Genomic DNA, 26,487 nt, shown 5'->3' on the forward strand with positions numbered 1-26,487 from the left:
TTAATGAATCGAATCAATGTCCTTGTATCTTGATAAGCTTTTTAATACCAAGTTCATCATGTCTAAATATTCTTGATCATGAAAAAGGTTGTAAAGTGTTTTATAGTCATTGTATAGATCAAGCATTTCATCAATCAATTGTTTTTGATCTGTATTTTCTGAATCCCTTGAGGGTTCAAGTCCAATATATTGATGAATCAGAGAAGCATAGTAACGGCTTTCATCAGAGATTGTGTTATGCAAATGAACTTGTTGCATATACTCCTCAGCCTCTTGATTGCTAATCATTAGGCTCATTTCATCTTCTGTCGCCTCTAACCATTCTCCATCTGACATTCTTGTTAACTCATATGTTATTTCTTCCCACCCGTCTTCAGCATACCTCCACACCTCTGTTCGTATACCTATAATTCTAAATAATGAGGTGCCATAACCTTTTACTAAAACGATATCACCAATTTGATAGAGAACTTCTATGCTTATCTTTTCTGTCTCTATGACCGTCCCATCATATTCCGAAAATAATTGAAGTGCATTTTCGTAAAATAATATATCTCCATGATTCACTTCGTAGACAAATTGCTGATCTATCAGATGAAGCTTTGTTATCGTGCCAACCGTTCCATACATAATAATCACGACAATATCTCCAATTTTAAACTTTGGTTTACTATGATGATTATTGTTCATTTCCCATCTCTCCTTTGTCGTGATTGTAAGGATAAGATAGTATATGCTGTATTTTTTATTTCGTCATGGGCTCTTTAGAATCATTACGGATCGATGCAAGTTTTTTAAAAAATTAAAAGACATAGGATAATGTCTAAAGATATTACCCTATGCCTATAAAATTTAAATATTGTTTAAGACTTCATTTTCATACCTATCCCATGCATCATCAAAAACATTCATGCTTTTTAAATAAGAGCCATTCATTTCTAAATAAGAGCTTATTTCATCATAATCATCCGTATTTTTCGGAAAACCGTGGTCTGCATATGCATCATTAGCAAATTTAGAAAGTTCATCCTGTGGCTTAGGATGACGATATTTCATTAAATAATGATAAAAAGATTTCATTCGTCATTCCCCCTGTGACAATTTTGTACTATTATAGCCTGTTTATGAAAAGAAAGAAACTAATAACCATTTGTAGTATGTTATTTCAATAAAGTGTAAGTAGTTACAATGAAGTGATTATATTAACAGTATTTATGTAAAAAAATAGCTCAAGTCCTCCATTAACAATGGATTTACTTGAGCTATCATACAAGTAGATGTTTCATCAATCAAATTAATTATTACCAAAGATTACTGATATTGGAAATCAACTTCAAATCCTAAGTCCTCTAACATTTTGTGATCACTAGTACTTGCTTGCCCTTCTGTTGTTAAATAATCTCCAACAAATATTGAATTTGCTGCGAACAATCCAAGTGGTTGAAGCGATCCAAGGTTTACCTCACGTCCGCCGGAAATTCTGATTTCCTTACTTGGGTTTATGAACCGAAATAGTGCTAGTACTTTTAGGCAATACATTGGATTTAATTCATTTGTTCCTTCTAGCGGAGTACCATCTATAGCATGTAAGAAATTAACCGGAATAGAGTCTGCATCAAGCTCTTTCAAACTAAAAGCCATTTGAACTACATCTTGAAGAGTTTCCCTCATTCCTACAATCACTCCGGAACATGGTGAAATCCCACTTTTTTTCACAATATTAATAGTGTTCAATCGGTCCTCATATGTATGCGAAGTTGTAATTTCTTTGTGATGTTCTCTTGAGGTATTAATATTGTGATTATATCGATCAACTCCAGCTTCTTTTAGCTTATCTGCTTGGTCCGGTTTTAGAATGCCCAAACAGGCACAAATTTTCAAACCATATTTTTCTTTAATCTCTTCAACAGCAGATACAACATGGTTAACCTCTTTATCAGTTGGTCCTCTACCACTTGCCACAATACAATAAGTGCCTACTTGAAGATGGTACGCTTGCTCTGCTCCCTTTAAAATTGTCTCTTTGTCCAGCATACGATATTTCTGAATAGGTGCCTTTGATATGATGGATTGGGAACAATATCCACAGTTTTCCGGACAAAATCCTGATTTTGTATTCATAATCATATTTAACTTAACTTTTTTCCCATAATAATGTCTTCTTATTTTGAATGCACCATCCAATAATTTTAACAGGTCTTCATCTGGACATTCTAAAATGGAGAGAGCCTCAATTTTTGTTAAAACTTTTCCGTTTATTACTTCATCAGCCACTAAGTCCCAATTCATTAGTATTCCCCCTCTATCAGTCTACTAATTATGGTAATGAGTGGGTATATATATGTCAACTATTTTTAAAAATAAGTTTACAAAAGAAGCCCCTATTTCGGAGCTCCTAGAGTGTTTAACTATTTAGTTAATATACGCTGCACCTACGATGATTAATAAGATGAAAAGTACAACGATTAATACGAAGCTGTTTCCGTAACCATACCCACCAGCATATGGATAACCACAATCAGAATAGCAATGCATAGTGATTCACTCCTCAAAAGTTTTTAGAATTCCCTTTACATTATGCTTTAGGTAGGTTGTATTGTATGTGCATTCGCCCATTTTCTAGGCAAAAAATATTATTCTTAAACTAAAATAAAACCGTGCTTAGGATACCAGCACGGTTTTCTCACATTAATTTTCAAAGAATTCTATCCATTCTTTATCAGGTCCACGGAAGAAAATATACTTTGCACCATTTGGCAATACAGTAATATCTTCAAAAATCCATTCTACATTTGCATTCTGTAATCTCTTCTTCTCATCTTCAATGTTATCAACCTTAAATGCGATATGATGTACTTTTCCTTCATCAGGTAGGTTCGGATTATACCCTTCAATTAATTCGACTATGATTTGGTTATCCACTCCTAGGAATGCCAATTTCATTTTTCCATCTGTATGTATAAACCTATCTAAAAGTTTTAAGCCAACCACCTCTTGATAAAAAGTAATTGATCGATCGATATCAGCTATTTGAATCCCTACATGTTCGAAACCTAAAACAGCCACGAAGTCCACTCCCTTTCTTGAAATATATTCTAATTCTATTTAATGTAGATTTGTGTGTCTATATAAAAAAAGGCTGAATTTCAGCCTTTCACATTATTTTTCAAATAAAGGAATATATTTTCCATAACCTTCATTTTCCAAATCCCTCTTTGGAATAAATTTTAATGCTGCAGAATTAATACAATATCTTAACCTACTTGGTCCAGGCCCATCATCAAATACATGACCCAGATGTGAATCAGCCGTTTTACTTCTCACTTCAGTTCTAACCATACCATGAGAAGTATCTAGCTTTTCAACTACTTCATAATCTTGAAGAGGCTTAGTAAAGCTTGGCCATCCACATCCTGCGTCATATTTATCCTTTGAACTGAATAAGGGTTTTCCAGAAACAATATCAACATATATGCCGTCTTCATCATGATTCCAAAATTCATTGTGAAATGGCGGCTCTGTCCCATTATTTTGAGTGACCTCGTACTGCATTGGTGTTAAAGAAGATTTTAGATAATCTTTATCTTGCCAATGTTGTTCAATAAAACGATCTCGTCCAGAACCGGTCCGATATTGCTTATACCGACCTGTACTTTTTTTATAAAAATCCTGATGATATTCTTCAGCAGGATAAAAAGGCTTTGCTTCACGAATTTCAGTTACAATCGGTTTAGAAAACCTGTTACTTTTTTCGAGACTTTCTTTAGATTGATCAGCAAGTTTCTTCTGCTCTTCGGAGTGATAAAAAATAGCCGTTCGATATGATTCCCCGCGATCATAAAATTGACCGCCTTCATCAGTCGGATCAATTTGTTGCCAAAACAATTCCAATAACTTTTCATACGGAAAAATATCAGGATTAAATGTTATTTGTACAGCTTCTAAGTGTCCAGTTGTATTTGAACAAACTTCTTCATATGTAGGATTTTCTTTTTCTCCACCTGTATAACCCGATATCACGCTCTCAATACCTGGTAATTCATCAAAAGGTTGGACCATACACCAGAAACATCCTCCTGCAAAAGTAGCTAATTCTAAATTATGATTATTGCTCATTGATTCAATCACCTTACCTTCTTATTAGCTATTTATTTATATTATATAGCATGGATTGTTTTTTAGAAAAGTAAACTGCTTTATTATAAAGTATCTTGTTTGTGATATCCCTTGACACATCCACTGAACTTCCTTAGTCTAAATAAAAGGATAATATGATTGTACGGAGGAAAAAGGTTTGAATAATCGTCAAGAAAAAATGTATGAAATGGAAGCTTTAATGCGAAATGTATATAGAAAATTACGTCAAGAAATGAATCTTGTTTATGATAACGAAATGTCAAGAAACGAGTTTTTTATATTAAAGACTTTGTATGAACAAGGCCCAAAAAAGTCTTCCGATCTATCTAAAATGTTAAATGTCTCTGCATCTCATATTACAGCCATAACAGACTCTCTAATTGAAAAAAAATGGATTGACCGTGTTCGCTCTGTTCAAGATCGTAGAATTGTAGATATTCACCTTACTGAAAACGGAAAAAACACACTTCTAATGTTTGAAAAGAAAAAAACAGATTTTTTATTAGATAAATTTAATGAGTTTAGCGAGGAAGATATAAAGAATTTTATTATTTTGTTTAACAAACTATTAAAAGCTTAAACTTTCGTGGTAAGGATGACTTTTATGGTCATCCTTTTTAAGTTAATTTTCATTAATTTAATAATGAGTAACACTATCACTTTTCACATCGAAAACGCAGCTACAAAATAGTTTTTCTTACATAAAATAACCACAAATGTGAAAAATAAAAAAAATCACATAGGAGGTTATGGTTTATGTCATCACCATATTTATGTCCTAATTGCAAAACGAATCGAACAAGATTTAATATTATTGAACAACAAGTTAAATCTGTAAAATTAAATCCCCAAACCGGAGATGTTTTGGAAGAAATCGATCAATCCGCATTAGACCCATTTCACCTCTCATATAAAGGACCAGATTATCGGATTCAATGCGGAACTTGTGGCTTAATTGAGGATGAAATCTCTTTTATAAAACGAGCGCAAATCAATCAATAAACAAAGTTAGAGGTTGTAGAGAAAATAATTGATTCTTCTCTCTACCTCTTTTTTTTCATTCACTATTTTGTGTTGTATTAAAAAACATCTTATCTTTGCTTTTATTCTTTTTATTTTGGCTTTTCTCTTTACCCTTTCCCATTTTTCCATCTGACTCATAACTTAATTTTTCATTTTTCAATATTCTCATCCTTTCTTTATCAATTACAATATCCTCATTTTTACCGGACAAGATAAAATATATGTAATTTTTAATATAAAACCATATACAAGACTTCAGACTGAGAGATGATTTACATAAAGGACTAATTTTCCTAATTTCACACTATTTTTTTGTAAAAAATATTAATAAATTTTTAATCTATTTTGAATTTATTAAGATACTGTTCAGTTTTTGTAAAATCAGTATACATGCCCAAATTTTCCATTATTATTAGATTGAGCCAGCTGGTTCAAGATAATCATTATTCGTTACATGGGAGGAATCTTAAAATGAAGAAGAGCTTATTATTAAAAATTGGAGCATCATTACTTGTTGTATTTTTAATGGCTGCATGTAACAACACAGATGATACTGAACAGGAAGAAACAAATGTAGAAGAAACAGAAGAAGGAACTGAGGAAGAAACCACTGAAGAAACAGAAACTGAAGAAGAAGGATCTTAAGATAAATATAAAAAACTGAGAGGTTTTCATCCTCTCAGTTTTTACTCTTATGATTTTGATTTTTCATCTTTTATATGCCATAAATAAAATGCAACACTAAGACACATCGTACTATATGCAAGATTTAAATATACTTCATCCATATTCTCAGCAACAAGTTTCTGCCACGCTATTCCACCAAAAATGAGCGAAACAAGAATTGCAACAAGTGCCAATACCATGAATTTATTTTTCATAAATGGAACCCCCTCTTGTTACTTTATTTATCTATTGCATTCTGACTAATCAAGATATTCCTTAGAAATAATTTTAGCTTGGTCATTTTCATAAGCTACAACGTAATTTACTTTTTTAGAAGTGTTTTTTTGTCCATTTCCTGTTTTTTCCACAATCGATAACACTGTTTCTACAAGAATTTTATCTTCATTCTTAGTAGTCTTAAGTTCTTCAACCTTAATTGATATAATATTCAAATAGTCGTTTCTAAATGATTGAAAATCAGTGTTTGTTTGCCAATTACTTCCCAATAGTGAATATGCTGTCACAAAATCCTTATAATTTAAACTATCAATATAATAGCTGACAAGATAATCCGCTGTCTCAATTATTTTATTTTCATCGATTTCTTCAACTTCGTCAACTGCTTCTACAATCGGTAAGTTTTTCATAGGAGTTTCTGACCAGCTATTAACTAATGGCAGTACAGTTCCAATAGGAAGGCTAAATCCGATGCTTCCTTGTTCAATTCTTGCCGAATTAATTCCCACGACACTACCTGTTTTCCGATCAATTAAAGGTCCGCCACTATTCCCTGGAGCAATCGGAGCAGATATTTGATAGACATTATCATACTTATACGGTTCTACGTCCAGTTCTCTGTCGGTCCCACTAATAATTCCAGTTGTTACAGTATTTTGAAATCCTAAGGGACTTCCCAAAGCTAAAATTTCATCACCTAATTCGAGTGTTGTATTTGGTGACAGCTTTAATGGTTCAATATTCTCTAAGCCTTTAACTCTTACAACAGCAACATCTGTTTCAGTACTAATCCCAATAATTTCTCCATCATATCCCATCGCATCAGTTGTCCGAATTTTCACCTGTTTTGCACCACTTATTACATGTGCGTTTGTGATAATGTCTCCTTTGTTATTATAAAGAAAGCCAGAACCGACTGTTCCATCCTCTAATTCAACCATCACGACTTTTTTTTGTGCTTCTCGAATGATTTCTTTTAACTCAAGTGGGGGGTGGTACTTATTTACATCATTGTTTTGTTTTAAAATCATTGAATCTGAGTAAACTTGTTTTGCGGTAAATTCCTTAATGTAAAAAAAGCCTACACCACCCGCAATCCAAACTAGAAGGGATACTATGATACTACCTATTATTCTTTTCTTCATAAATTATCCTTTCTTCTCTTCTAAAAGCCATGATATATTCGTAACCTCAACCATTACCTTTTCTTTCGTTGAATATGAAATATGCTCAAATTCACCTGCTTGACCAGGCTGTAACTTATTTGGAAAAACATTTGTCTTGCCTTCTTCTAGTACAGAACCTTTTTCACTTAAAACTCGAAATTCAATTACTATTGAATGAACACTTTGCGTACCATTGTTTTTTACAGATCCTTTAATATAGGCATCACCATATTTATCAACGTTAACTTTTGTCTCTACTAATTCTACAGCTTTAGTGAGGTTCATCTGTTCTTCCTTTTTGGCAACTTGTATTGCCTTGTTAATTCTCTCTTGCTCTGCTACCTCAAATGCTGTCTTTTCGCCGTTAATTCGATCCTTTAAAGATAATAATTTTTCATTATTAACTACATATTGCAGTGCGTCCTCAACAGAATTTATTGCCTTATTAAAGTGCTTTTGTTCCAGATAACTTTCTGCTTCAGAAGCACTTATACTAACCATTTTTTTATAAATTTGCTGTTTTATTTCTGAAGCTTCCTGGACTTCCAAAGAATAAAGTGTAGACAGCTTAGCTGCTAGTTCGTCAATTGTCGTTAATTGATTAATTTCTTCTTTCATAGCACCGACCTTAACACTCGTTTCAACCTGGTCAATTTCATAGGTCAGTTTCACAAACAATGGTGAAGTTGTTGTATCAACTTGTCTTTTAATTGTGTTAAGTTCTTTTTGAGCGTCTTCAAACTGTTCATTTAATATTTTTTGTTCAACATCATTTAGATCTTGATTTAAGTCGATAACAGATTCAACGATTTCTTTTTCTTTCTTCAGAACACTGTAATCACTACGGTATGAAAGGCCGGTATTAATCAATGATAAGGCCTTATTATATTCTCCACTTAATGCAGCATTTTCAGCTTTCTCTTGGAAATTTAAAACTTTGGCATTTACCTTTGACTCATATGTATGTGTCAAAAATAACCCTGAGGAAACAAGTAGTACACTTAAACATGGGGTTAAATAAACAAGTATTTTCTTTTTTTTATATGAAGATGGATGAAGTTGTTCTTCCAGTTCTTTTCCACAATTTGAACAATAATTCGCAGTCTTTACGACAATATTCGCTCCACAGTTAGTACAGAACATTACGCTCCTCCTCTCTATTAAATAAGGGAACAGAGCCTCTTTTTTAATTGTAGAGACTTTTAATCTAAAACTCTATCAATTAACTTCGACATTCTATCCCTAATAGTATACATGTTTCACTGTGATCATTCTAGACTTACACAGCAGGGTAATTTGAACCATTTTTTGTAAAAAGCAAAGGTCTAACATATGTTAGACCTTAAGGTAATGGAACATATAATGTGAAGGTTATATCATCTTTCGCAAGATTGAATGATTCCGCTCGGGCACTTAAGCCATTTTTCAAATTCAGTTCATTTAAGTGAATATCTATAAGTTTTTCACTTGAGTCTATGACAACATATTCCGGAAGATCATAGTTAGTACTCATATACTTTAATACATATGATACCGGGAGTTTTAATTGGCCTATAGCTAATTCATTTACAAGCAATTGCACATTTCCATCTTCTTTAACTTTCGGTTCAAGAATTAGTTTCATATCAATTTCCTTGTTAAAAGCCTTAATAACACCATAGACATTTACATTATCTTCTAATTCTACATAATACTTTAAGTTTTCTTGGTCAGTTTCTTGCTCCAGATAATGATTCACTAATTTAGTCAACGTACTTTTTTCAGTACGAATTAAGAAAGGGACTGTTCCTTGTCCATCAAGTTGTGATGTTTTATTATTTTCTGGAGGTTGTTCAACTGGCATAAATAAAAGGGAGATAATAAAAATCAAAAAAAGCAAATTAATACCAGCAAGTACAAGAAACAACATCTTCCATTTTTTCATTAAATCACTCATTTCTACCACTAAACTTCATTGTAATATCTTCACCAGTCAAAACTTGATAAATTCGGTCTGCCATTAATGTATACCCTCTCTCATTTGGATGAAACTCATCTTTATAAAGTAATTTTTGATCCATTTGAGATGAGAAAATATCTTCAACAGGTACAAACACTCCATATTTATCATTAGTTATTATTTGTTTTGATCCATTGTTCCATTCCTCAATAATTTGATCAATCTCAGTTAAATTCGGCAACATAAATTTAAATGGGTTATATAGTCCTACAAATACAATAAGGGCGTCAGAATTGTAATCACGAATCATTCCGAAAATATCAGTTAATCTTCTTTCAAAGTTAAGTTGTTCTGCACGAAAAGGTTCAAAGTCCAAAGAAAATATATTTTGACGAACTACATTCATAATATCATTTCCACCAATTGTCATAACAATCATGTCTGCTTGTTGCAACGATTGAATAACTTCCTCTTCTTTTAATCTCTTTTCCAGATTCGTTGTTTTATGACCTTTCATACCGAAGTTTTTAACTTGAACTTCTTTGATACCTTTTTCACCCTCTAACATTTCTGTTATTCTACCAACATATCCACCTTGATCAGATCCATCTCCTACTCCCTTTGTTAACGAATCTCCAAGAGCAACAAGATTTATTGATCTGGGGATGAACTCATCTGTTGGTTCCTCTTTTTGTGTCAGAGAAACTGGTTTGGTTGCAAGTGTTGATATTGATTCAGACATACACCCCGTAAGAACCAAGCTTAATATACTGATGGTAATGATCTTTTGAATCATAGAATCACCCTGTCATTTAATATAAAAGCCTATTATAACATGGATTCATTTTTTGTTTTATAACTAGCCTATATATTGGAATATTTGTTTTCCAAAACCAAAAGGTCTTGTTCAAATAAAAAGGTCAGATATCACAAACGCAATTTACAGCTGACATCATAAAAAAAAAGCTATAGTGGCGTGTTTTTGTGAGATCTGACCTCATTACAATTTACTTATTAAGCGCATTAATATCTTGGATTATTTGATCATATGGTGGATTTTCCACACCGTTATAGTCCTTCATGACGACTCCATTTTGGTCAATGACATAAAAAGATGTTCCATGCACGACTTGATCACCCGTTTTGGGCTTTTGAACGATTGTTTTAAAGCTCTCTCTTGCAAACTCTTCGATTTCTTTTTGCGAATAACCAGTTAGGAAATCCCAATTTTCAAATGAAATGGAATAAGGTGCTGTAAACTCTTTAATTTTTTCGGGTGTATCAACTTCAGGATCAACACTAAACGAAATAATTCTGGCATTTACACCTTTGCTTTTCATCTTCTCTTGCAATTCACTCATATGTGCAGTCATTGGAGGACATACAGTCTCACAATTTGTAAAAATAAAATTTGCTACCCATACATTCCCTTTAAGATCATCCAATGATACAGCCTCACCATTCTGATTTGTATAACTAAATGATTGCACTTCATAATTTAAGGGGTCTTCAATTGGTGTTTGATTTCCACACCCAGTTAAAATCAACAGGAAAATACCCAACATAACAACTAATAATTTCTTTTGTTCCAACATAATATCTTCACCTTCTTTCACTTCAACAAAAAGAATTTTATCAAAGTTGTCTGAAAAGTTAAAGTTATATAGTGTGAAGATTTTATGACTACCTTATCATCTTTTTATTTTTTAAAGGTAAAATAGATATCCTCTAAAAAATATGCTAGATCAAATTTACTCGCAATAAAATGCGTAGGATAATCAGCAAGATTTTTAAAAGGCCTAAAGTCTCCAATACTTTGACCGCGTGCATCATCACTTTCTGTACTTATTTTGACAGGTTTTTCAATGAACTCAAAATACTGACTATTTGCTACAGCCCATATTGTTAACAAATCATGCAGTGGTCCACCCAATATGGAAGGATCTCTCTCTTTATACCATTTTGTATAATAATCGATAATAGGCTTTAATAACATTCCTGCTTGATCTCCCAGACGGGAAAAATGTTTGTCTAAATCATTCAGATAATTGTCCGGAATAATTGCATAACTAGTGACATTCAATGGGAAAATTTTAGCCTTTTGTGCTTTACTTAAAACTAAATTGGCAGCATAATGATCACTATGAAAGTTCGCTTCCGCTATAGGTGTAGCATTTCCCGGATATAGAAATGCTCCCCCCATAATAAAAAGCTCTTTTACTTGTGAGAGAAGAGTTGGATAGAGGACAACTGCAGTTGCTAGAGAGGTTAATCTCCCTACATTCACAATCACGACTTCATTCTGATATGACTCAATTACGTTAACAATTTCATGGAAATTCTCAAATTCCGGAATAGGTTCTTTTAAATCAGGTGTAATGGGACCTAAACCATATTCTCCATGAATTTCAGGAAAATAAGTTGGGTCTTCTCCGGTTAGAGGTCTAACTGCCCCACCGATAATTGGGATATTTGTTAAACCTGTCAATTCACTTAAATATGTGGCTGTTCTTGTTGCATTGTCTTTTGAAATATTCCCATAATCAACTACAACCCCAACAATATCAATATCTTCACTATAAAAAGCATATAATAATGCAACAATATCATCAATTCCAAAATCTCCGATGAACAATACTTTTTTAGCGATTCTAGACACCACCTTCAAATTCTGTTCAGTATATAATTTTATGGATACAGATTTTTTGGAAGAGTAGATTACATTTCTTCTAACTTATGATATTTTTATGATAATTGACTCAATTGAGTGCCTATCCATTTCTCATAATATGCTAAATTAATAGTATGTTCGTTGCCTTTTCTTTTAATTCCAATAAAAAGCGACCTTGTATTAATCTTTCTACAATTAAGAAAGATCATACAAAGTCGCCCTTTTATTTATTATTCTGCATAAAACATAAATCCAATTGCACCTTTGCCTGTATGTGTAGAAATAATCGGAGTTGTAAAAGATATATCAACATGTTTAATTGAACTCAATTCAACTACCGCTTTTTTTAAATCGTTTGCAAATCCAAACGCATCGGCATGTGCAATCCCTACTGCTTTGACTGTTTTACCTTTTACTTCCTCAGCGAATTGCTTTGCTAAATATTTAACAGCCTGTGATTGACTCCTTACTTTCCCTACAGGAGTGTATAGACCATCCTGCAGCTTTGCTATTGGTTTTATGTTAAGCAAAGAGCCTATAAGTGCTTTTCCACGGCCAATCCGACCGCCCTTAACAAGGTTCTCAAGTGTATCAACACTTATATACAGCGTTGTATTAGAACGGATCTCTTCGATTCTATTAAGGATTTCTTCTTTTGATGCACCGTTTTTAGCCATTTTTGCAGATTCAATTACTTGAAAACCTAGTGCTTTTGAAATAAACATAGAATCGATGACAGTTACGTCTGATGCTGACATTTTGGCTGCAGCGTCGGCTGATGATACTGTTCCGCTTAATCCTTTTGCCATATGAATTGAAATAATGGCACTTCCATCTTTACCGAGTTCATCATATATTTCCAAAAATTCACCAACAGGCGGTTGGGAGCTTTTGGGTAGTTCCTTTGCTTGACTCATCATTTCAATAAAAACATCCGGAGTAATATCAACACCATCAATATAATTTTTTGAATCAATTGTTATTGATAAAGGTACAATTGTAATGTCATATTCTTTTAATACATCTTTATTCAAATCAATTGTAGAGTCTGTTACAATCTTTATTTTGGTCAACCAATTCACATCCCTAAAAATACTACCTTCATTATACTGTCAATTGCTACATAATCAATAATTATTAAATATTAATAAGAAAAGGAGCCAAAGATGAATGGCTCCCTTTCTTCCTAAGCATTATTTTTTAGTACACTGCTACCGAATATCGCCTCATAATCGGGCCATTTCAGCCGTTTTTTTAAATAATCTTTAAAAGAGTAAATAGACTTTGGATTCTTTTGCGCATGAATAAAGGTTATAAGTTTTTGTAAACGGATTTGAAGCATGAAACCGTATCTGTTATCTTCCTCCAATACTGGAATATCAGTAATCTTTACCTTATGTCCACTCATTAACTTGAACTCTAGGCTTTTGAATAACAAGTTATCAATCCTCTTTTTTACCCGTTTCCTATATTATAACCCAATTCCAAATGGAAGTCTGTCTAATTTTGTCTAATGAAATATTTTTTTTAGAGTAATAAACAATTATATTAGTAAATGAAAAAGAGTGCTGTCTTTATTAACTTCTTTAAAGAAAAAGCCCTTATTTTTCATCCGTTGAAGAAGTGGATCATAATCCTCTTTTTGTTTCAGCTCAATTCCTACGAGAGCTGGACCTTTATCTTTATTATTTTTCTTTGTATATTCAAAACGATTGATATCATCATTTGGACCTAAAACTTCATCTAGAAATTCTCTAAGTGCACCTGCACGTTGTGGGAAATTCACAATAAAATAATGCTGTAGTCCTTCATACATCATAGAGCGCTCTTTAATTTCCTGCATTCTTCCAATATCATTATTCCCGCCGCTAACAACACAAACAACATTTTTTCCTTTAATTTGATCTTGTAAAAAATCAAGTGCAGCTATGGACAAAGCCCCTGCTGGTTCAGCGACAATGGCATTTTCATTATATAAATTTAAAATGGTTGTACAAATCTTACCTTCAGGTACTAATAACACATCTTCCACAACATCATTACAGATCAAAAATGTTTTGTCTCCAACTTTCTTAACTGCAGCACCATCAACAAATTTATCGATTTTATCAAGAGAAACTACTTTGTTTTCAACCCTAGATTGATATAAAGCCGGCGCACCTGCTGGTTCAACACCAATGACTTTCGTTGTTGGAGAGATAGCATTAAAATAAGTACCTATTCCGGAAATTAGACCACCACCACCAACGCTGGCTAAAACAAAATCAATTTCGACGTCAACATCATTTAAGATTTCAACTGCAACAGTTCCTTGACCAGCTATGACATCTGTGTCATCAAATGGATGGATAAAAGTACGTTTTTCTTCTTCACAACAAACAACAGCTTTTTGATATGCATCATCAAACGTATCTCCGGTTAAAATGATCTCAACGAATTCTTTTCCAAATAATTCAACTTGTGACACTTTTTGTCTAGGAGTGGTAGAAGGCATAAAAATTTTCCCATGTATTTTTAATTGTCTACACGAATAGGCCACACCTTGTGCATGATTTCCGGCACTTGCACAAACAATGCCATTTACAGTTGCTTCAGTCTCTAATTGTTTAATTTTATTAAAAGCACCACGGATTTTAAACGAACGAACAACCTGTAAATCCTCACGTTTTAAGTATACGTTACATTCGTATCTTTCAGAAAGTTGTTCATTTTTTTGTAATGGTGTATGTGTCACAACATCCTTTAGAAGGTGATGTGCTTTTAAGATATCTTCTACATATACATTGTGCGTATCATTGATAGCTTGTTTCATTGTCACGGTCCTTTCAACTTCTTGTTAATTTGAAATTATATCATGAATATTCAAAATATAAATGAAATATTATAAAATTTCATATTATTTTTAGAATTACAAGTTCTGTCAATTAAAATTTACACAATAAAAGCTGCTGAAGTGATAAAATAATGGAGTATGAAATTAAAAGATGTAACGAATGTGCAGACCCAGAGAATGGACGTTTTATGATCCGGGAAGCAGATATAAGTGGAGTAGTTTTTAACAGCTCCAGTGAAATGAATTTTTGGAAATACAATAATTGGTCGAAACAAGAATTTGAAGACAAAGAATTGTTCAATGAGATTCTTTCATCCTTACAACAAATCGTACAAAATTAAAATTTGTGTCTCATTATATCATATATAACATTGGTGTCTTACTATGATCTAGTGATATAATAGACAAATTACCTGATAATTTTACGGTAGTTTTGAAAGACTGAAAGGAGAAGAAAATGGCAAATACACATACCTTTTCAAAAGGGGAAGAAATTGCAAACTCCATAACACATGGTATTGGTGGCTTATTAAGCATAGCGGGCTTGGTCATCTTAATTGTTTTTTCTTCTTTACATGGTACCGCTTGGCATATCGTAAGCTTTACCTTATTTGGAGCCACTATGGTTTTATTATATACAGCATCTACTCTTGTCCACAGCTTCCCTGCTGGTAAAGCGAAAGATTTCTTTGAGATTTTGGACCACTCTGCAATTTATTTTTTTATTGCCGGCACATACACTCCATTCCTTTTCATTGCCGTAAAGGGCTGGATTGGTTGGACATTATTTGGAATTGTTTGGGGACTCGCAATTGGCGGGACAATCTTCAAATCATTTTTTGTAAAGAAATATCTATTCTTTTCAACTATTATGTACGTCATAATGGGCTGGTTAATTGTTTTTGCCTGGAATCATATTATTACAAATGTACCGTTAAATGGTGTCATACTTCTTGTAATTGGCGGTGTATTATATACAATCGGAGCTATCTTTTATGTATGGCGAGGGTTTAAATACCATCATGCTGTCTGGCATCTATTTGTCCTAGCAGGAACTGTTCTTCACTTTTTTTCTGTTTTACTATATCTTTTACCTTAAAACAAAAGCAGGGCCATGCCAGTAAACTGGCTAGCCCTGCTTTTCTTATTGTTAGATAGCTACTCTCTCATAAACCACAAAATGATAGTCATAAGGATTTTTTTCGTCCTTAATCCCCTTTTCATCTGATACTTTCTTCCATTCAGAATGTTTTCTGTCTGGAAAATAAGTATCTCCTTCAAACTCATGGTCAATCTCTGTAATATATAACCGATCACTAACCGGTAATATTTCTTTAAAAATTTCTGCTCCACCGATTACAAATAATTCATCTTTTGAATGTGAAGACAGCTCTATAATTTCTTCAATAGAATGTAGAATTGTACACCCTTTTTGAGTATATGCTTTATCCCTTGTTACTATTATATTTTCTCGCCCTGGAAGAGGCCTTCCAATCGATTCAAATGTTTTTCTTCCCATAACAATTTTATGATTCATTGTTACTTTTTTAAAGTATGCCAAGTCTTGCGGAAGATGCCACGGCAATTGATTATCTCTGCCAATAAGGCGATGTTTATCCATTGCAACAAGTAATGATATCAAACACTGACAACTCCTTTTATATGAGGATGTGGATCGTAATTTTCAAATACAAAATCATCAAATGAAAAATCAAAAATGGATGTTACGTCTCTTTTAATTGTTAGAGTTGGTAATTGTCGAGGATCTCTTTGTAATTGTTCTTTTACCTGCTCAATATGATTTGAATAAATGTGAACATCACCAAATGTATGAACAAATTCCCCTACCTCTAAGTTGGTTACTTTTGCCATCATATAAACTAATAATGCATAGGATGCAATATTAAAAGGGACTCCTAGGAATACATCAGCGGATCTTTGGTATAGTTGACATGAAAGCTTTCCATCCGCAACATAAAACTGAAAAAAGCAATGACAAGGCGGCAATGCCATATTATCTACATCTGCAACATTCCAGGCAGAAACAATTAACCTTCTTGAATCAGGATTATTTTTAATTTGGTCTACTACTTTCGTAATTTGATCAATTGTCGATCCATCTCTTGCAGGCCATGCTCTCCATTGATGTCCATAAACAGGACCTAACTCACCGTTCTCATCAGCCCACTCATTCCAAATTCTAACACCATTTTCCTGCAAGTATTTTACGTTTGTATCTCCTTTTAAAAACCATAATAATTCATGAATGATTGATTTAGTATGAAGCTTTTTCGTTGTGATAAGCGGAAATCCCTCTTGGAGATTGAATCTCATTTGATAACCAAATGTACTAATTGTTCCCGTACCAGTACGGTCTTCCTTCTTTACACCATTTTCAAGAACATGCTTACATAAATCTAAGTATTGCTTCATTAAGACACTTCCCTTATTTTTATTCCTTCATGTATTTTACCATTTAATATTGGGAATTTACATATAAATTGTTCTGCTGCTCTATTGCCTTTTGTTCTAATGAATTCATATATTTATAGGTTAGTGGAGCCTTTTCATTAAGAGCTTTCTTACTTTTTTCGTCATAGTAATACATGGCAAAGGTTTCTGCGAAGTATTCTTCCGGGAACTGTAGAAAGTAATTGTTCAATGGAAAGAGTTGATCAACCTCTTGTTTCCAAATGTTAATAAAGATCGGGTCAAACCGAACATAATGAAATACATAACGGTCAATTGCATGTGCTAATTCATGAAGTTCTAAGCAAATGGAACCATGTCCTTTTCCAAATTCACTATGGCCAATTTTCGCATAAACTACACGATCATCACTCATACCCGGAACCAACTCCCAATTTGGGTCATTTTCTCCGTATCCTTTTGGTTTTACATTTTTTAATTCACTTAGTCCATTCAGATTTGTTAAAGATCCTGTAAATAATTGGACCTGTATACTTTCCTCAACTGCTAACAACAAAATATTTTCATCTACTTTTTGAATATTATTTATCATCTTCAAGGCTTCTTTCTCAGAAAACTCATTACCTGGCAATAAAATTAATTCGTTTACTACAGGTTTAGAGAGAGTATAACCTGTAGTAACAAATTGGTAGTTGGAAAGAGGCTTACCTTCTGGGAAAGCTTTAGCAAGATGATAAAAAGGAATACAAATAAGGATGATGAAAAGTCCGATACCTGTCTTTTTCATGTTGTGCATCCTTTCTTTGTTCAATAAGGCTTTGCAGAAGAATTATTCAATATGAGGTATTTTATATATTAGGAGTTTCTATCATAAACATTATATTAAAATATTATCATATCTTAGTTGATTCTACTAGAATAATGATGGATGAATTCTTTTCCTTTTAAGCACAAACAAAGCGCTTTTGAATTGGTTCGCTTCTACAGGCAAAGACCACAAAAAAGAGTATACATCAGTATGCATACTCTAAGCTTTAAATAACTATATCAATGATAACTCATCCAATTTGGAGGAGTATTCTTATCCCAATAAATACTTCCTAAATCTTTATGAGACTGAAAAGAATCATGATAAGTATGATAATGGAAATTGAACCAGTAACCATCTAGAGGCCGATTTTCTCTTCTCACATGAAATCGAAGTAAATCTTCACCTGTTTGGGAATGATAAATGTGAAAAATCTTTTCTCCTGTTCCACCAGAAGGTTTTGAAATTTCGATATGTTGAAAAAGATCATCATCTTCCACATTTAGATAATATGTAATAACTTCTTCCATTTTTGGAAAAATGATTTGTTTAAATTCATCTTCAATGACATGACCAATTTTATCGCCAAATTTCACAAATGACTTTTGCTCTGCTTCTAAAAGAATACTGGATAAAAGTTCCTCATTTGAGAGTTCTTTCTCTTCTTCAATATCAATATTTGAATCAGCTAATTGATTTGTCGTTTCGTTGGATACGTTGGAATTTGATACTGAATCTTCTGTTGGTTTATCCTGAACAGCTGCTAAAGATGCAGGTGGTGTAACAAGACCAAATGTCGCAATTGAAAAAAGTATAACAAGAGATTTACGTAACCATTTGTTCATAGCAGCGTTCCTCCAACTTTAAGATTATATGAATATATTACCATAGAGTTGGACGTTATAATATATCAATTTCATGACAAATTTTATAAATCATTTGTATTGAAGAATATTACAATTATCTTCTTTTATTGTTGTAAGAAAACGTTTAAAATAGTGGGTACAGGTAAATAGTAAGTATAATAAATAGGAGGGGCTTTAAAATGAGCTACGATACTTTATTTGTCATCATTTCGTTTATAACACTTGCATACTTCATTTACGTTGAGATTACAGATTAATACATATGAAAAGGGTGCTTATTTTAATAATAGCACCCTTTTCTAGTTAAGTTCTTTTTGTTTTCTTCCGAGCAGAATCCATCTGATGACGACCAGTTTCATTAGTGGTTGTTCCCTGCCCTTCAACATTTGGAGAGCTAAGTCCTGCTTTTGATGGGTCAACTTTTCTTTTTGCCAAAGTAATACACCTCCATGTTCTTATCATTTGCTATTAGGGTAATTCTATAACTCCATAATGGAATTTTGCAGATTTACGAACATTCACTTCAAAATGAAATTGCTTGAACCTTGAGCTTTTATAGTGATCTTTTAAGACAACTCTTTTTTTGGCTACACGTTTGGCTTCAGTGATGGCCTCAATCTGCAGTGGTGAATAGGTAGCTATTTTTTTTAAGGGCTCTATTCCAACAGAGCCTTCAATGGATTCTTCAAACATGGGATCAAAATAGACAACATCGAATGAATGATCTTCACAGCTTTTGAGAAATTCTAAATGATCCTGCTCATTTACCACAATTCTCCTCATAGCTTCATCAATAATCGGTAACCCTGATTCCCATTGTTTAAGACCTTTTTCAACGAGATAAGATAGAAAACTGCTTCCTTCAATTCCAACTATTAACCCTTTTTCTCCCAGAACATAACTGGCAACTATACTATCAGAAGCAAGACCTAATGTGCAGTCTAAAACCTTGTCACCCGGTTGCATATTGCATGCATCAATGAATGGATCCCTTTCACCTTTCATTATCCTTTTTGTCCTGAACATCGCTGAATTAGGATGGAAAAACAACGGACTCTCTTCTTCTAAAAAATGTAATTCCATCCTGTTTTTCCCCACTACTATAACATGATCTGAAGCACTCCTTTTTATATCTAATACTGATCTTTTGTTTCGTTTTTGATAGGAAGCATCCAGTGCATCAGCAATTTGCATCGCATATAAATCGAGCTTATCATCAGGTCTTCCAGATGTTGTAATAATCATATTTTTCTCCTATTTGAATAACAATCTTTGTTTTCACCAAGATACTATTTTTAGCACCTTATGTATGTTTGATAATATAAGAAAAAGGATGCCATAGCATCCTTTTAACAATACTTTTCAAATGAACCTTCCAGATTTTGCATGATCGCTTCAATTGAATTCCCTTCAATTTCATGACGAGGGATGAAATGAACCACTTTTCCTTCCTTCAAAAGGGCCATTGATGGTGAAGAAGGCTCATATCCTTCAAAATATTCTCTCATCTTAGATGTTGCCTCTTTATCCTGACCGGCAAACACTGTAACTAGCCTATTAGGTTTTTTATCTGCATTTAGGACAGATTGTGTAGCAGCAGGTCTAGCTAAGCCAGCTGCACATCCACAAACAGAATTTACAACAACTAGAACAGTCCCATTCTCTTCGTTCATAAATTGTTCTACAGCTTCTTCACTTGTCAATTCTTCAAACCCGGCATTTGTTAATTCTGCTCTCATAGGTTTGACCATTTGTCTCATATATTCTTCGTATGCCATTGACATCATTAATCCCTCCAAGTACTTCACATGTATTTTTAGAATACTATAGCCTATTTCTCATTGCAAATAAGAAAAGCGAAAGGTGCTTAGCATTCGGCGACAAGCATAAGGCGAATAGGAATAGAAGGTGTCTCTTTGCCTTCAATTCCTATTTGACTTATGAACTCGAGGCAGTCAAAGACGCGACGTCCTGTCGCATTGACTGCACTTGCACGTCCTGTGCTTCGCCGATGGCGCCTGGAGCTAGACACCAAAACTTAGTACAAAATTCTATACTTAAACAGCGCAAGTCTCAATTACTTTTTAAAACAACCAACCACTTGTAATGGTTGGTTGTTCTAACAATTTAATAAAAATTAGTCTTTTCTACTTTCTGTCATCTGCTTCCAAACAGAGCCTTTCGCTTCTTCGCCACCCTCAATACGTTCAATAGCCATTTTAATCTGCATACTAACCTCAAATTCAGGGTCCTGTTCAGCCTCTTTTAATGCAGGTAATGCTTTTTCATCTCCAACTTCATAAAGAAACATCGCTGCTCTCCATCTTACTAATTTATTTTTGTCTTTTAATGCATTCATCATTTCTTCTATTGCTGCAGGGTCACCAATATCTGAGAGGCAATCGCCAGCTGTTCTTCTTACCGTAACTGATTTATCCTTAAGAGCTTTGTAAAGCAATGGTAAAACATCCGGTTTTTCAATCATTCCTAAATAAACAGTTGCTAACCTTCTTATCGAAGTTTTCTCATCATTTAGTGCTTTTTCTAAAACAGGTATATCTTCTTCAGTAGGGTCCATTTGATCTAAATGAGCAAAACGTTCTGTCCAATCATCAGAGTCCAGCATCTCAGTTGTTACTTTATACGAGTTTCGAGGCTGTATTTTCGCCTTTTCTTTATTTTCCGATAAAGCTTTTAGTAAATTGTTAAGACGTTCATTAGAATATGCAGCATTGATCTCATCTACAACCTCTTTTCCAACATCTACTAGATCTCCATACCGAACTCCATGTTCTTTCCACTGGCGATCTAAAACGACATTTTCATTTGATTGCTGAGCTGTAAATACTGCTTCTTTAAAACGATCTGGCAATCCAAATCGTTGTTCTGTCATTCCATCTGTTAATTTCACTTGCATTGGAATTTGATTAAACATTTGGATAAATACTTTAACTTCCCCGAATGCTTCTTCATTATTTTCATTTCCTGCTGTACCTTCTTCCACGTTTTCCCCGAATGCCTGGCGCACCTGTGCTAACAAATCTTTCCAATCATATTTTGCATTTCTTTCAACAGCAAGGAAATCTGCAACATGATAAACTCCTTTAACACCTTCTATAGCAAGAATATCTTTAATGATTTGCGGTGCATCTGCCGCTGAATCTTTTTTGTAATTATTGCTTTTTCCAGAAGGAAGCTCCTCTGTTAAAAGAACCTTCATCGTATTAGGACTAGGAGTAGGTTCAATAGACTTAATCTTCATTATGCGCACTCCTTTATTATTTTCGTAATGATATTGTAACATAGCCTTATTCACACATGCTATTCAAAGGATTTCACCTACATACTAGATTGAGAATGACCTCTTGTGTGGCATATTATTTTTTTAGGGGGAATATTCGCAACCCTATTTTTCCAGTATTTTCACTTTAGGGATAAGGTGAATGTCTTCAAGTCTTGCAAAGAAATCCATTGTGATAGCAGCCGTAGCTGTTGGATTTTTTTCTTGTGAAGGCTCGCTACCTGTACAACAGTTAAAAAAGAAGGAACAAGCATAATTAAAACTTGTTCCTTCTAGTCTAGAGTTCCATTCCACTCAGAATAAAACTGTTTTAAGTAATTTTGTAAAAACAAATGTCTTTCCTCAGCTATATGTCTCGCAGTCTCTGTATTCATTAAGTCTTTTAACTTTAGTAATTTATCATAAAAATGCTGAATTGCATGATGTTCGTTCTTCTGTTCAGGATCATAAATAATCTGACCGCGTGATCCAGAAAAGGAAAATGTTCTGGCAATTCCAATAGCCCCTATTGCATCCAGTCGATCTGCATCTTGAACAATTTTCCCTTCAAGGCTCAACTCTTTCTGATCGATTTTCTTCCTGAAGCTTATAGAATCGATAATCGTTAACACTTTATTTCTATCTTCTTCATTTACTTCTTGCATTTTTAACAAAAGTTCAACATCTTGAATATCAATTCTTATCGATTCATTTACTTTATCATCAATGAGATCATGCAAAATAGCTGCCAATTCAACAATAAATAAATTTGCATTTTCTTTTTCAGCTATAAAAACAGCTAGTTTTCTAACTCTTTCAATATGCCATTTATCATGCCCAGTTTCCTCGTGTTCCAGCTGTTTGTATACATAAACCTTAATTCTTTCAATAATGTCTTTTGAATTCATTGAATCGGTGCCTTTCCTCAGATAATGGCTTGCTTTTTTTAAAGTGAAGAACGTCTGACTAGCTGCCGATCATATACTATTCCATCAATTGTAAAGGAGCATTACAGATGAATAATGGAATGAATCGACCTATAATCGGTCAGGCATGGACAGGAAGACATGTCCTACTATTACATTGCTATCAGAATAATACATTTCATCAACTGTTTACAAGCTTCCATGCCCCTATTGAGCCACCACGACAAAACTGTGCTGAGACTTTGTCACAGCTTATTAGCATTGGGTATACGGTATACCACGTTACATCACTCTCAGGAAACAAAATACAGTACATGTTAGTTCTTTAGTGATATGGAGATTGAATGCAAAATGGTACAGCTTGTCCATTTCATTAAAGAACATAAGATGGATGAGCCTTAATATTTTTTTGAAGGCAAACCAAGCAGCTCAATCGAATGATCCACGATTTTTTGTAACTCCTCTAAATCATCCTCACCAAAAGATGTTTGAAATTCAACCATATATTTGTGATGATAATTGCATGATGTCATTGTAAGTTCTTTCGTTAAAAACAATGTAACAAAATGATGTCCCCAACTTTTTTTTAATTTTTTATATAAAATTTCATCATATTCCTTAGAATCTTGTGATTCCAAAAAAATAAGTGTTACTATACATCCCGGTTTTCGTTTTGTTTGTAGAAGCTCACCGGATAGTTCATGATGTGACATTTCGATTTGTAGTTTTGCTGTTTTTCTCTTATTCTTTATTCCTTTATAAGAGATTGAATAACGTCTAGACATCGATGCTAAATCAATGATATCACTTCGATCTGTTACAGATATTTGGTGATCCATGTCCATATCATAAATATATCCTTCAATTACAACCTTTAAATTATCGAATACTGTTGGATCGAACATTCTTCCTCCCGGTGACACAAAAAATTTTTCAGCCATTTCTATTACCTAACAATCGTATAAAATTTACTTTATCATATTATTAACTTATAAAATAAGTCATACGCAACATATATTTACGCTTATATTACTATTTATCATAGGAAAATGGTTATTTATTGAAATATATAAATTGAATTATTTTTCTAAACTTTCTATAATAAAGAATCAGTGACTGTCAGGTTATCTTACTTTTGAATAGTCTTAATGCTTAATTTTGTAATCGGGGGTGTAGTTAAATTGCCAATTAATATTCCAAGTCATTTACCAGCAAAAGAAATTCTCGAAAAAGAAAATATTTTTATAATGGATGAAAAACGTGCCTACTCTCAGGATATACGTCCTTTAAATATTATTATTCTGAACATTATGCCTGAAAAAGAAAAAGCGGAAACACAATTATTACGCTTATTAGGAAATTCACCTTTGCAACTAAATATTACCTTTTTACGACCGGAAACTCACACATCAAAAACTACAGCAATTGAACATCTTAAAGAATTTTACACTACGTTTCAACACATTCAACATAAACGTTTTGATGGGATGATTATTACAGGTGCTCCAATTGAACATCTAGAATATGAAGAAGTTTCTTACTGGCCGGAAATGCAAACAATTATGGATTGGACGAAAACAAATGTAACTTCAACTTTACATATTTGTTGGGGTGCACAGGCAGGACTTTATCATCACTATGGCGTAAATAAATATAAACTGGAAAAAAAGTGCTTTGGTATTTTTGAACATGAAGTTATTGATCCGACTGTAAAACTGTTAAGAGGATTTGATGATTTGTACTATGTTCCACATTCCAGACATACGGATGTATTAAAGGAAGAAATTGATCAAATTTCTGAGTTACAGATTCTATCTTTTTCAGAAAAAGCAGGAGTCTGCCTTGTTATGTCTAAAGATGAAAAACAGATTTTTTTAACAGGACATCCTGAGTATGAATTAACTTCGCTTCGTGATGAATACGAAAGAGATCTAGCAAAAGGATTAGAAATTGATATTCCAGAAAATTATTTCCGAAACAATGACCCAAAGAATAAACCTATTCAATGCTGGAGATCTCACGCGAACCTCCTTTTTGTCAATTGGCTCAATTATTATGTTTATCAAGAAACTCCTTATCATTGGGACTGATATAAAAAAGGTATTCTTTTTTACATCCATTCTTAAAAACTTAGTATCTTAAGAAATACTTAATAATTGCTTTATAAATTAGTAACATTTATATGGTAACCTAAAAGACAAATTCAGTTCATATTTCCATATACTTTGAATATGAACTGTTTTTAATGTATATGAAACTGTTTCTGACTAGATTGAGGTGAAAATGTTGAAGCCAAATTCAAAGGTGTTAATATTAACTGCAAAATATGGAAATGGTCATGTTCAAGTTGCCAAAACATTAGAAGAAAAGTGCAAGGAGCTTGGATTTAAAGAAGTGATTGTCTGTAATCTTTATTCTGAATCATTTCCGGTATTCTCAGAGATTACTCAATATTTATACTTAAAGAGCTTCTCTATTGGAAAACAATTTTATCGTCTTTTCTATTATGGAGTTGATAAAATATATAATAAAAGATTAATGAATCTTTATTTTATAATGGGACATAAACGATTACATCAAATTGTGACTTCTGAACAGCCTGATATGATCATCAATACATTTCCAATGATTGTTGTTCCTGAATATAGAAGAAAAACAGGTACAGTCATTCCAACCTTTAACGTATTAACAGATTTTTGCTTACACAGAATTTGGGTTCATAAAAATATTGATAAATATTATGTCGCTACAAACGATGTAAAGGAAAAATTATTACAATTAGGAATTCACCCGAATCGAATAAAAGTAACAGGAATTCCAATTCGAAAACAATTTGAAGCAAAAATGGATTTAAAACCCATATATCATAAATATGGTTTAGATCCTTCAAAAAAAACACTGCTAATTATGGCAGGTGCTCATGGAGTATTAAAGAATGTAAAAGAATTATGTCAAGCTTTCTTATCAAAATCTAAAAAGTTACAAATTGTTGTTGTGTGCGGAAATAATCACCTACTTAAAGAATCACTTGATTCATTAAGTAAGAACTATCCTCAACAATTTAAGGTTTTAAGCTATGTAGAACGTGTCGATGAGCTCTATCGAATTGCGTCCTGTATGATTACAAAACCTGGCGGCATTACATTGACAGAAGCAACAGCAATTGGTGTACCTGTTGTTTTATTTAAACCAGTTCCTGGTCAAGAGAAAGAAAATGCCCATTTTTTTGAAAACAATCATTCTGCACTTATTATTAATCAGGTAGAAGATATATGTGAGGAAGTTCTTAATCTATTAATGAATGATCAAAAACTTCAAGACATGAAAACCAATATAAAGAAATTAAATATTCCTCACTCAGCTGATGTCATCGTTGACGATATGATTAAGGAATCAGCTTATATTAAAGATAAACAAGTGATGGTTGGATCTGTTAATTATTAATTAACAGCAAAATAACTAGTTATCGACCTCCACTGCACGTCTACGAATTTATTAGAGAAAG

General features: G+C 33.1%; 35 protein-coding genes. 8 read left to right on the forward strand and 27 right to left on the reverse strand.

Annotated elements, in window-relative coordinates:
- From HWV59_RS16855 to msrA, 6 genes are all read right to left on the reverse strand, one after another.
- Entirely contained in the window at positions 1-690 is a 690-nt protein-coding gene (locus HWV59_RS16855; protein WP_175639563.1) for a hypothetical protein, read from the reverse strand.
- Positions 691-852: 162 nt separating this feature from the next.
- The gene (locus tag HWV59_RS16860) at positions 853-1,080 is read right to left on the reverse strand and encodes a YozE family protein (RefSeq protein WP_102229027.1); all 228 of its coding nucleotides are present in this window, start codon (positions 1,078-1,080) and stop codon (positions 853-855) included.
- 231 nt (positions 1,081-1,311) lie between these two features.
- A complete protein-coding gene (gene bioB / locus HWV59_RS16865) occupies positions 1,312-2,289 on the reverse strand; it encodes a biotin synthase BioB (protein ID WP_102229028.1) in 978 nt (325 codons plus the stop codon).
- Positions 2,290-2,412: 123 nt separating this feature from the next.
- Positions 2,413-2,535, reverse strand: a complete 123-nt coding sequence (locus HWV59_RS16870) for a YjcZ family sporulation protein (protein ID WP_102229029.1) — start codon at positions 2,533-2,535, stop codon at positions 2,413-2,415.
- Positions 2,536-2,688: 153 nt separating this feature from the next.
- Positions 2,689-3,066, reverse strand: a complete 378-nt coding sequence (locus HWV59_RS16875; protein ID WP_102229030.1) for a VOC family protein — start codon at positions 3,064-3,066, stop codon at positions 2,689-2,691.
- Between the two features lie 93 nt (positions 3,067-3,159).
- The gene (gene msrA / locus HWV59_RS16880; RefSeq protein WP_102229031.1) at positions 3,160-4,116 is read right to left on the reverse strand and encodes a peptide-methionine (S)-S-oxide reductase MsrA; all 957 of its coding nucleotides are present in this window, start codon (positions 4,114-4,116) and stop codon (positions 3,160-3,162) included.
- A 178-nt stretch (positions 4,117-4,294) separates the two neighbouring features.
- On the opposite strand from msrA, the gene HWV59_RS16885 reads away from it, so the two are divergent.
- Together HWV59_RS16885 and HWV59_RS16890 are read left to right on the forward strand one after the other, a co-directional pair.
- Positions 4,295-4,717, forward strand: a complete 423-nt coding sequence (locus tag HWV59_RS16885) for a MarR family winged helix-turn-helix transcriptional regulator (protein WP_102229032.1) — start codon at positions 4,295-4,297, stop codon at positions 4,715-4,717.
- 176 nt (positions 4,718-4,893) lie between these two features.
- Positions 4,894-5,139, forward strand: a complete 246-nt coding sequence (locus HWV59_RS16890) for a DNA alkylation repair protein (RefSeq protein ID WP_102229033.1) — start codon at positions 4,894-4,896, stop codon at positions 5,137-5,139.
- Positions 5,140-5,194: 55 nt separating this feature from the next.
- On the opposite strand, the gene HWV59_RS27320 is transcribed toward HWV59_RS16890, so the two are convergent.
- Positions 5,195-5,320 carry a hypothetical protein gene (locus HWV59_RS27320; RefSeq protein ID WP_268921770.1) on the reverse strand — a complete coding sequence of 42 codons (126 nt, stop codon included), beginning with the start codon at positions 5,318-5,320 and terminating at the stop codon, positions 5,195-5,197.
- A gap of 311 nt (positions 5,321-5,631) precedes the next feature.
- Here HWV59_RS27320 and HWV59_RS16895 point away from each other — a divergent pair, with 311 nt between their 5' ends.
- Entirely contained in the window at positions 5,632-5,805 is a 174-nt protein-coding gene (locus HWV59_RS16895; protein WP_175639564.1) for a hypothetical protein, read from the forward strand.
- A gap of 47 nt (positions 5,806-5,852) precedes the next feature.
- Here the strand turns inward: HWV59_RS16895 and ypmT are convergent, their stop codons facing one another.
- The 10 genes from ypmT to ilvA form a co-directional block, all read right to left on the reverse strand.
- Complete coding sequence (gene ypmT, locus HWV59_RS16900; RefSeq protein WP_102229034.1) at positions 5,853-6,041, reverse strand: protein YpmT; 189 nt, start codon at positions 6,039-6,041, stop codon at positions 5,853-5,855.
- A 45-nt stretch (positions 6,042-6,086) separates the two neighbouring features.
- Entirely contained in the window at positions 6,087-7,208 is a 1,122-nt protein-coding gene (locus HWV59_RS16905) for a S1C family serine protease (protein WP_175639565.1), read from the reverse strand.
- A 3-nt stretch (positions 7,209-7,211) separates the two neighbouring features.
- Entirely contained in the window at positions 7,212-8,372 is a 1,161-nt protein-coding gene (locus HWV59_RS16910) for an FxLYD domain-containing protein (RefSeq protein ID WP_175639566.1), read from the reverse strand.
- A 199-nt stretch (positions 8,373-8,571) separates the two neighbouring features.
- Positions 8,572-9,153 carry a YpmS family protein gene (locus tag HWV59_RS16915; RefSeq protein WP_175639567.1) on the reverse strand — a complete coding sequence of 194 codons (582 nt, stop codon included), beginning with the start codon at positions 9,151-9,153 and terminating at the stop codon, positions 8,572-8,574.
- Positions 9,154-9,157: 4 nt separating this feature from the next.
- Entirely contained in the window at positions 9,158-9,964 is an 807-nt protein-coding gene (locus HWV59_RS16920; protein WP_102229038.1) for an SGNH/GDSL hydrolase family protein, read from the reverse strand.
- Between the two features lie 211 nt (positions 9,965-10,175).
- Positions 10,176-10,763: an SCO family protein gene (locus tag HWV59_RS16925; RefSeq protein WP_102229039.1), complete on the reverse strand. Its 588-nt coding sequence runs from the start codon at positions 10,761-10,763 to the stop codon at positions 10,176-10,178.
- A gap of 104 nt (positions 10,764-10,867) precedes the next feature.
- The gene (locus HWV59_RS16930) at positions 10,868-11,827 is read right to left on the reverse strand and encodes a nucleoside hydrolase (RefSeq protein WP_235991767.1); all 960 of its coding nucleotides are present in this window, start codon (positions 11,825-11,827) and stop codon (positions 10,868-10,870) included.
- Between the two features lie 242 nt (positions 11,828-12,069).
- Positions 12,070-12,912 (reverse strand): DegV family protein, encoded by an 843-nt coding sequence (locus HWV59_RS16935; protein WP_175639568.1) that lies wholly within the window; start codon positions 12,910-12,912, stop codon positions 12,070-12,072.
- A gap of 113 nt (positions 12,913-13,025) precedes the next feature.
- Positions 13,026-13,277, reverse strand: coding sequence for a DUF2535 family protein (locus HWV59_RS16940; RefSeq protein ID WP_102229041.1), 252 nt, complete (start codon positions 13,275-13,277; stop codon positions 13,026-13,028).
- Positions 13,278-13,382: 105 nt separating this feature from the next.
- Positions 13,383-14,651: a threonine ammonia-lyase IlvA gene (gene ilvA / locus HWV59_RS16945; RefSeq protein ID WP_175639569.1), complete on the reverse strand. Its 1,269-nt coding sequence runs from the start codon at positions 14,649-14,651 to the stop codon at positions 13,383-13,385.
- A 152-nt stretch (positions 14,652-14,803) separates the two neighbouring features.
- Between ilvA and HWV59_RS16950 the strand changes: the two genes are divergently transcribed.
- Entirely contained in the window at positions 14,804-15,013 is a 210-nt protein-coding gene (locus HWV59_RS16950) for a hypothetical protein (RefSeq protein WP_175639570.1), read from the forward strand.
- 116 nt (positions 15,014-15,129) lie between these two features.
- Positions 15,130-15,771, forward strand: coding sequence for a PAQR family membrane homeostasis protein TrhA (gene trhA, locus HWV59_RS16955; RefSeq protein WP_175639571.1), 642 nt, complete (start codon positions 15,130-15,132; stop codon positions 15,769-15,771).
- A gap of 51 nt (positions 15,772-15,822) precedes the next feature.
- Here the strand turns inward: trhA and HWV59_RS16960 are convergent, their stop codons facing one another.
- From HWV59_RS16960 to HWV59_RS17000, 9 genes are all read right to left on the reverse strand, one after another.
- Positions 15,823-16,314, reverse strand: a complete 492-nt coding sequence (locus tag HWV59_RS16960) for a dihydrofolate reductase (protein WP_175639572.1) — start codon at positions 16,312-16,314, stop codon at positions 15,823-15,825.
- A complete protein-coding gene (locus tag HWV59_RS16965) occupies positions 16,311-17,105 on the reverse strand; it encodes a thymidylate synthase (RefSeq protein ID WP_175639573.1) in 795 nt (264 codons plus the stop codon). The genes HWV59_RS16960 and HWV59_RS16965 overlap by 4 nt, the downstream gene beginning before the upstream one ends.
- 43 nt (positions 17,106-17,148) lie before the next feature.
- Positions 17,149-17,889 (reverse strand): anthrax toxin lethal factor-related metalloendopeptidase, encoded by a 741-nt coding sequence (locus HWV59_RS16970; protein WP_175639574.1) that lies wholly within the window; start codon positions 17,887-17,889, stop codon positions 17,149-17,151.
- A 260-nt stretch (positions 17,890-18,149) separates the two neighbouring features.
- On the reverse strand, positions 18,150-18,755 hold the full coding sequence (locus HWV59_RS16975) for a YpjP family protein (RefSeq protein WP_175639575.1): 606 nt from the start codon (positions 18,753-18,755) through the stop codon (positions 18,150-18,152).
- Positions 18,756-19,079: 324 nt separating this feature from the next.
- On the reverse strand, positions 19,080-19,211 hold the full coding sequence (locus HWV59_RS16980; RefSeq protein ID WP_175639576.1) for a YuzL family protein: 132 nt from the start codon (positions 19,209-19,211) through the stop codon (positions 19,080-19,082).
- A 33-nt stretch (positions 19,212-19,244) separates the two neighbouring features.
- Positions 19,245-20,021, reverse strand: coding sequence for a class I SAM-dependent methyltransferase (locus HWV59_RS16985; protein ID WP_175639577.1), 777 nt, complete (start codon positions 20,019-20,021; stop codon positions 19,245-19,247).
- Between the two features lie 104 nt (positions 20,022-20,125).
- Positions 20,126-20,560, reverse strand: a complete 435-nt coding sequence (locus HWV59_RS16990) for a BrxA/BrxB family bacilliredoxin (protein WP_102229049.1) — start codon at positions 20,558-20,560, stop codon at positions 20,126-20,128.
- A 353-nt stretch (positions 20,561-20,913) separates the two neighbouring features.
- Positions 20,914-22,038: a conserved virulence factor C family protein gene (locus tag HWV59_RS16995; protein ID WP_175639578.1), complete on the reverse strand. Its 1,125-nt coding sequence runs from the start codon at positions 22,036-22,038 to the stop codon at positions 20,914-20,916.
- Between the two features lie 311 nt (positions 22,039-22,349).
- The gene (locus HWV59_RS17000) at positions 22,350-22,964 is read right to left on the reverse strand and encodes an HD domain-containing protein (RefSeq protein WP_102229051.1); all 615 of its coding nucleotides are present in this window, start codon (positions 22,962-22,964) and stop codon (positions 22,350-22,352) included.
- Positions 22,965-23,071: 107 nt separating this feature from the next.
- On the opposite strand from HWV59_RS17000, the gene HWV59_RS17005 reads away from it, so the two are divergent.
- Positions 23,072-23,311, forward strand: a complete 240-nt coding sequence (locus HWV59_RS17005) for a hypothetical protein (protein ID WP_102229052.1) — start codon at positions 23,072-23,074, stop codon at positions 23,309-23,311.
- A 69-nt stretch (positions 23,312-23,380) separates the two neighbouring features.
- Here the strand turns inward: HWV59_RS17005 and HWV59_RS17010 are convergent, their stop codons facing one another.
- The gene (locus HWV59_RS17010) at positions 23,381-23,887 is read right to left on the reverse strand and encodes a hypothetical protein (protein WP_175639579.1); all 507 of its coding nucleotides are present in this window, start codon (positions 23,885-23,887) and stop codon (positions 23,381-23,383) included.
- A 276-nt stretch (positions 23,888-24,163) separates the two neighbouring features.
- Between HWV59_RS17010 and metA the strand changes: the two genes are divergently transcribed.
- Together metA and HWV59_RS17020 are read left to right on the forward strand one after the other, a co-directional pair.
- Positions 24,164-25,072, forward strand: a complete 909-nt coding sequence (gene metA / locus HWV59_RS17015) for a homoserine O-acetyltransferase MetA (protein WP_175639580.1) — start codon at positions 24,164-24,166, stop codon at positions 25,070-25,072.
- Between the two features lie 196 nt (positions 25,073-25,268).
- Positions 25,269-26,426 carry a diglucosyl diacylglycerol synthase gene (locus HWV59_RS17020; RefSeq protein WP_175639581.1) on the forward strand — a complete coding sequence of 386 codons (1,158 nt, stop codon included), beginning with the start codon at positions 25,269-25,271 and terminating at the stop codon, positions 26,424-26,426.
- Positions 26,427-26,487: the final 61 nt, after the last annotated feature.

It is taken from the genome of Metabacillus schmidteae (assembly GCF_903166545.1).
In the GTDB taxonomy this organism is placed as follows: Bacteria; Bacillota; Bacilli; order Bacillales; family Bacillaceae; genus Metabacillus; species Metabacillus schmidteae.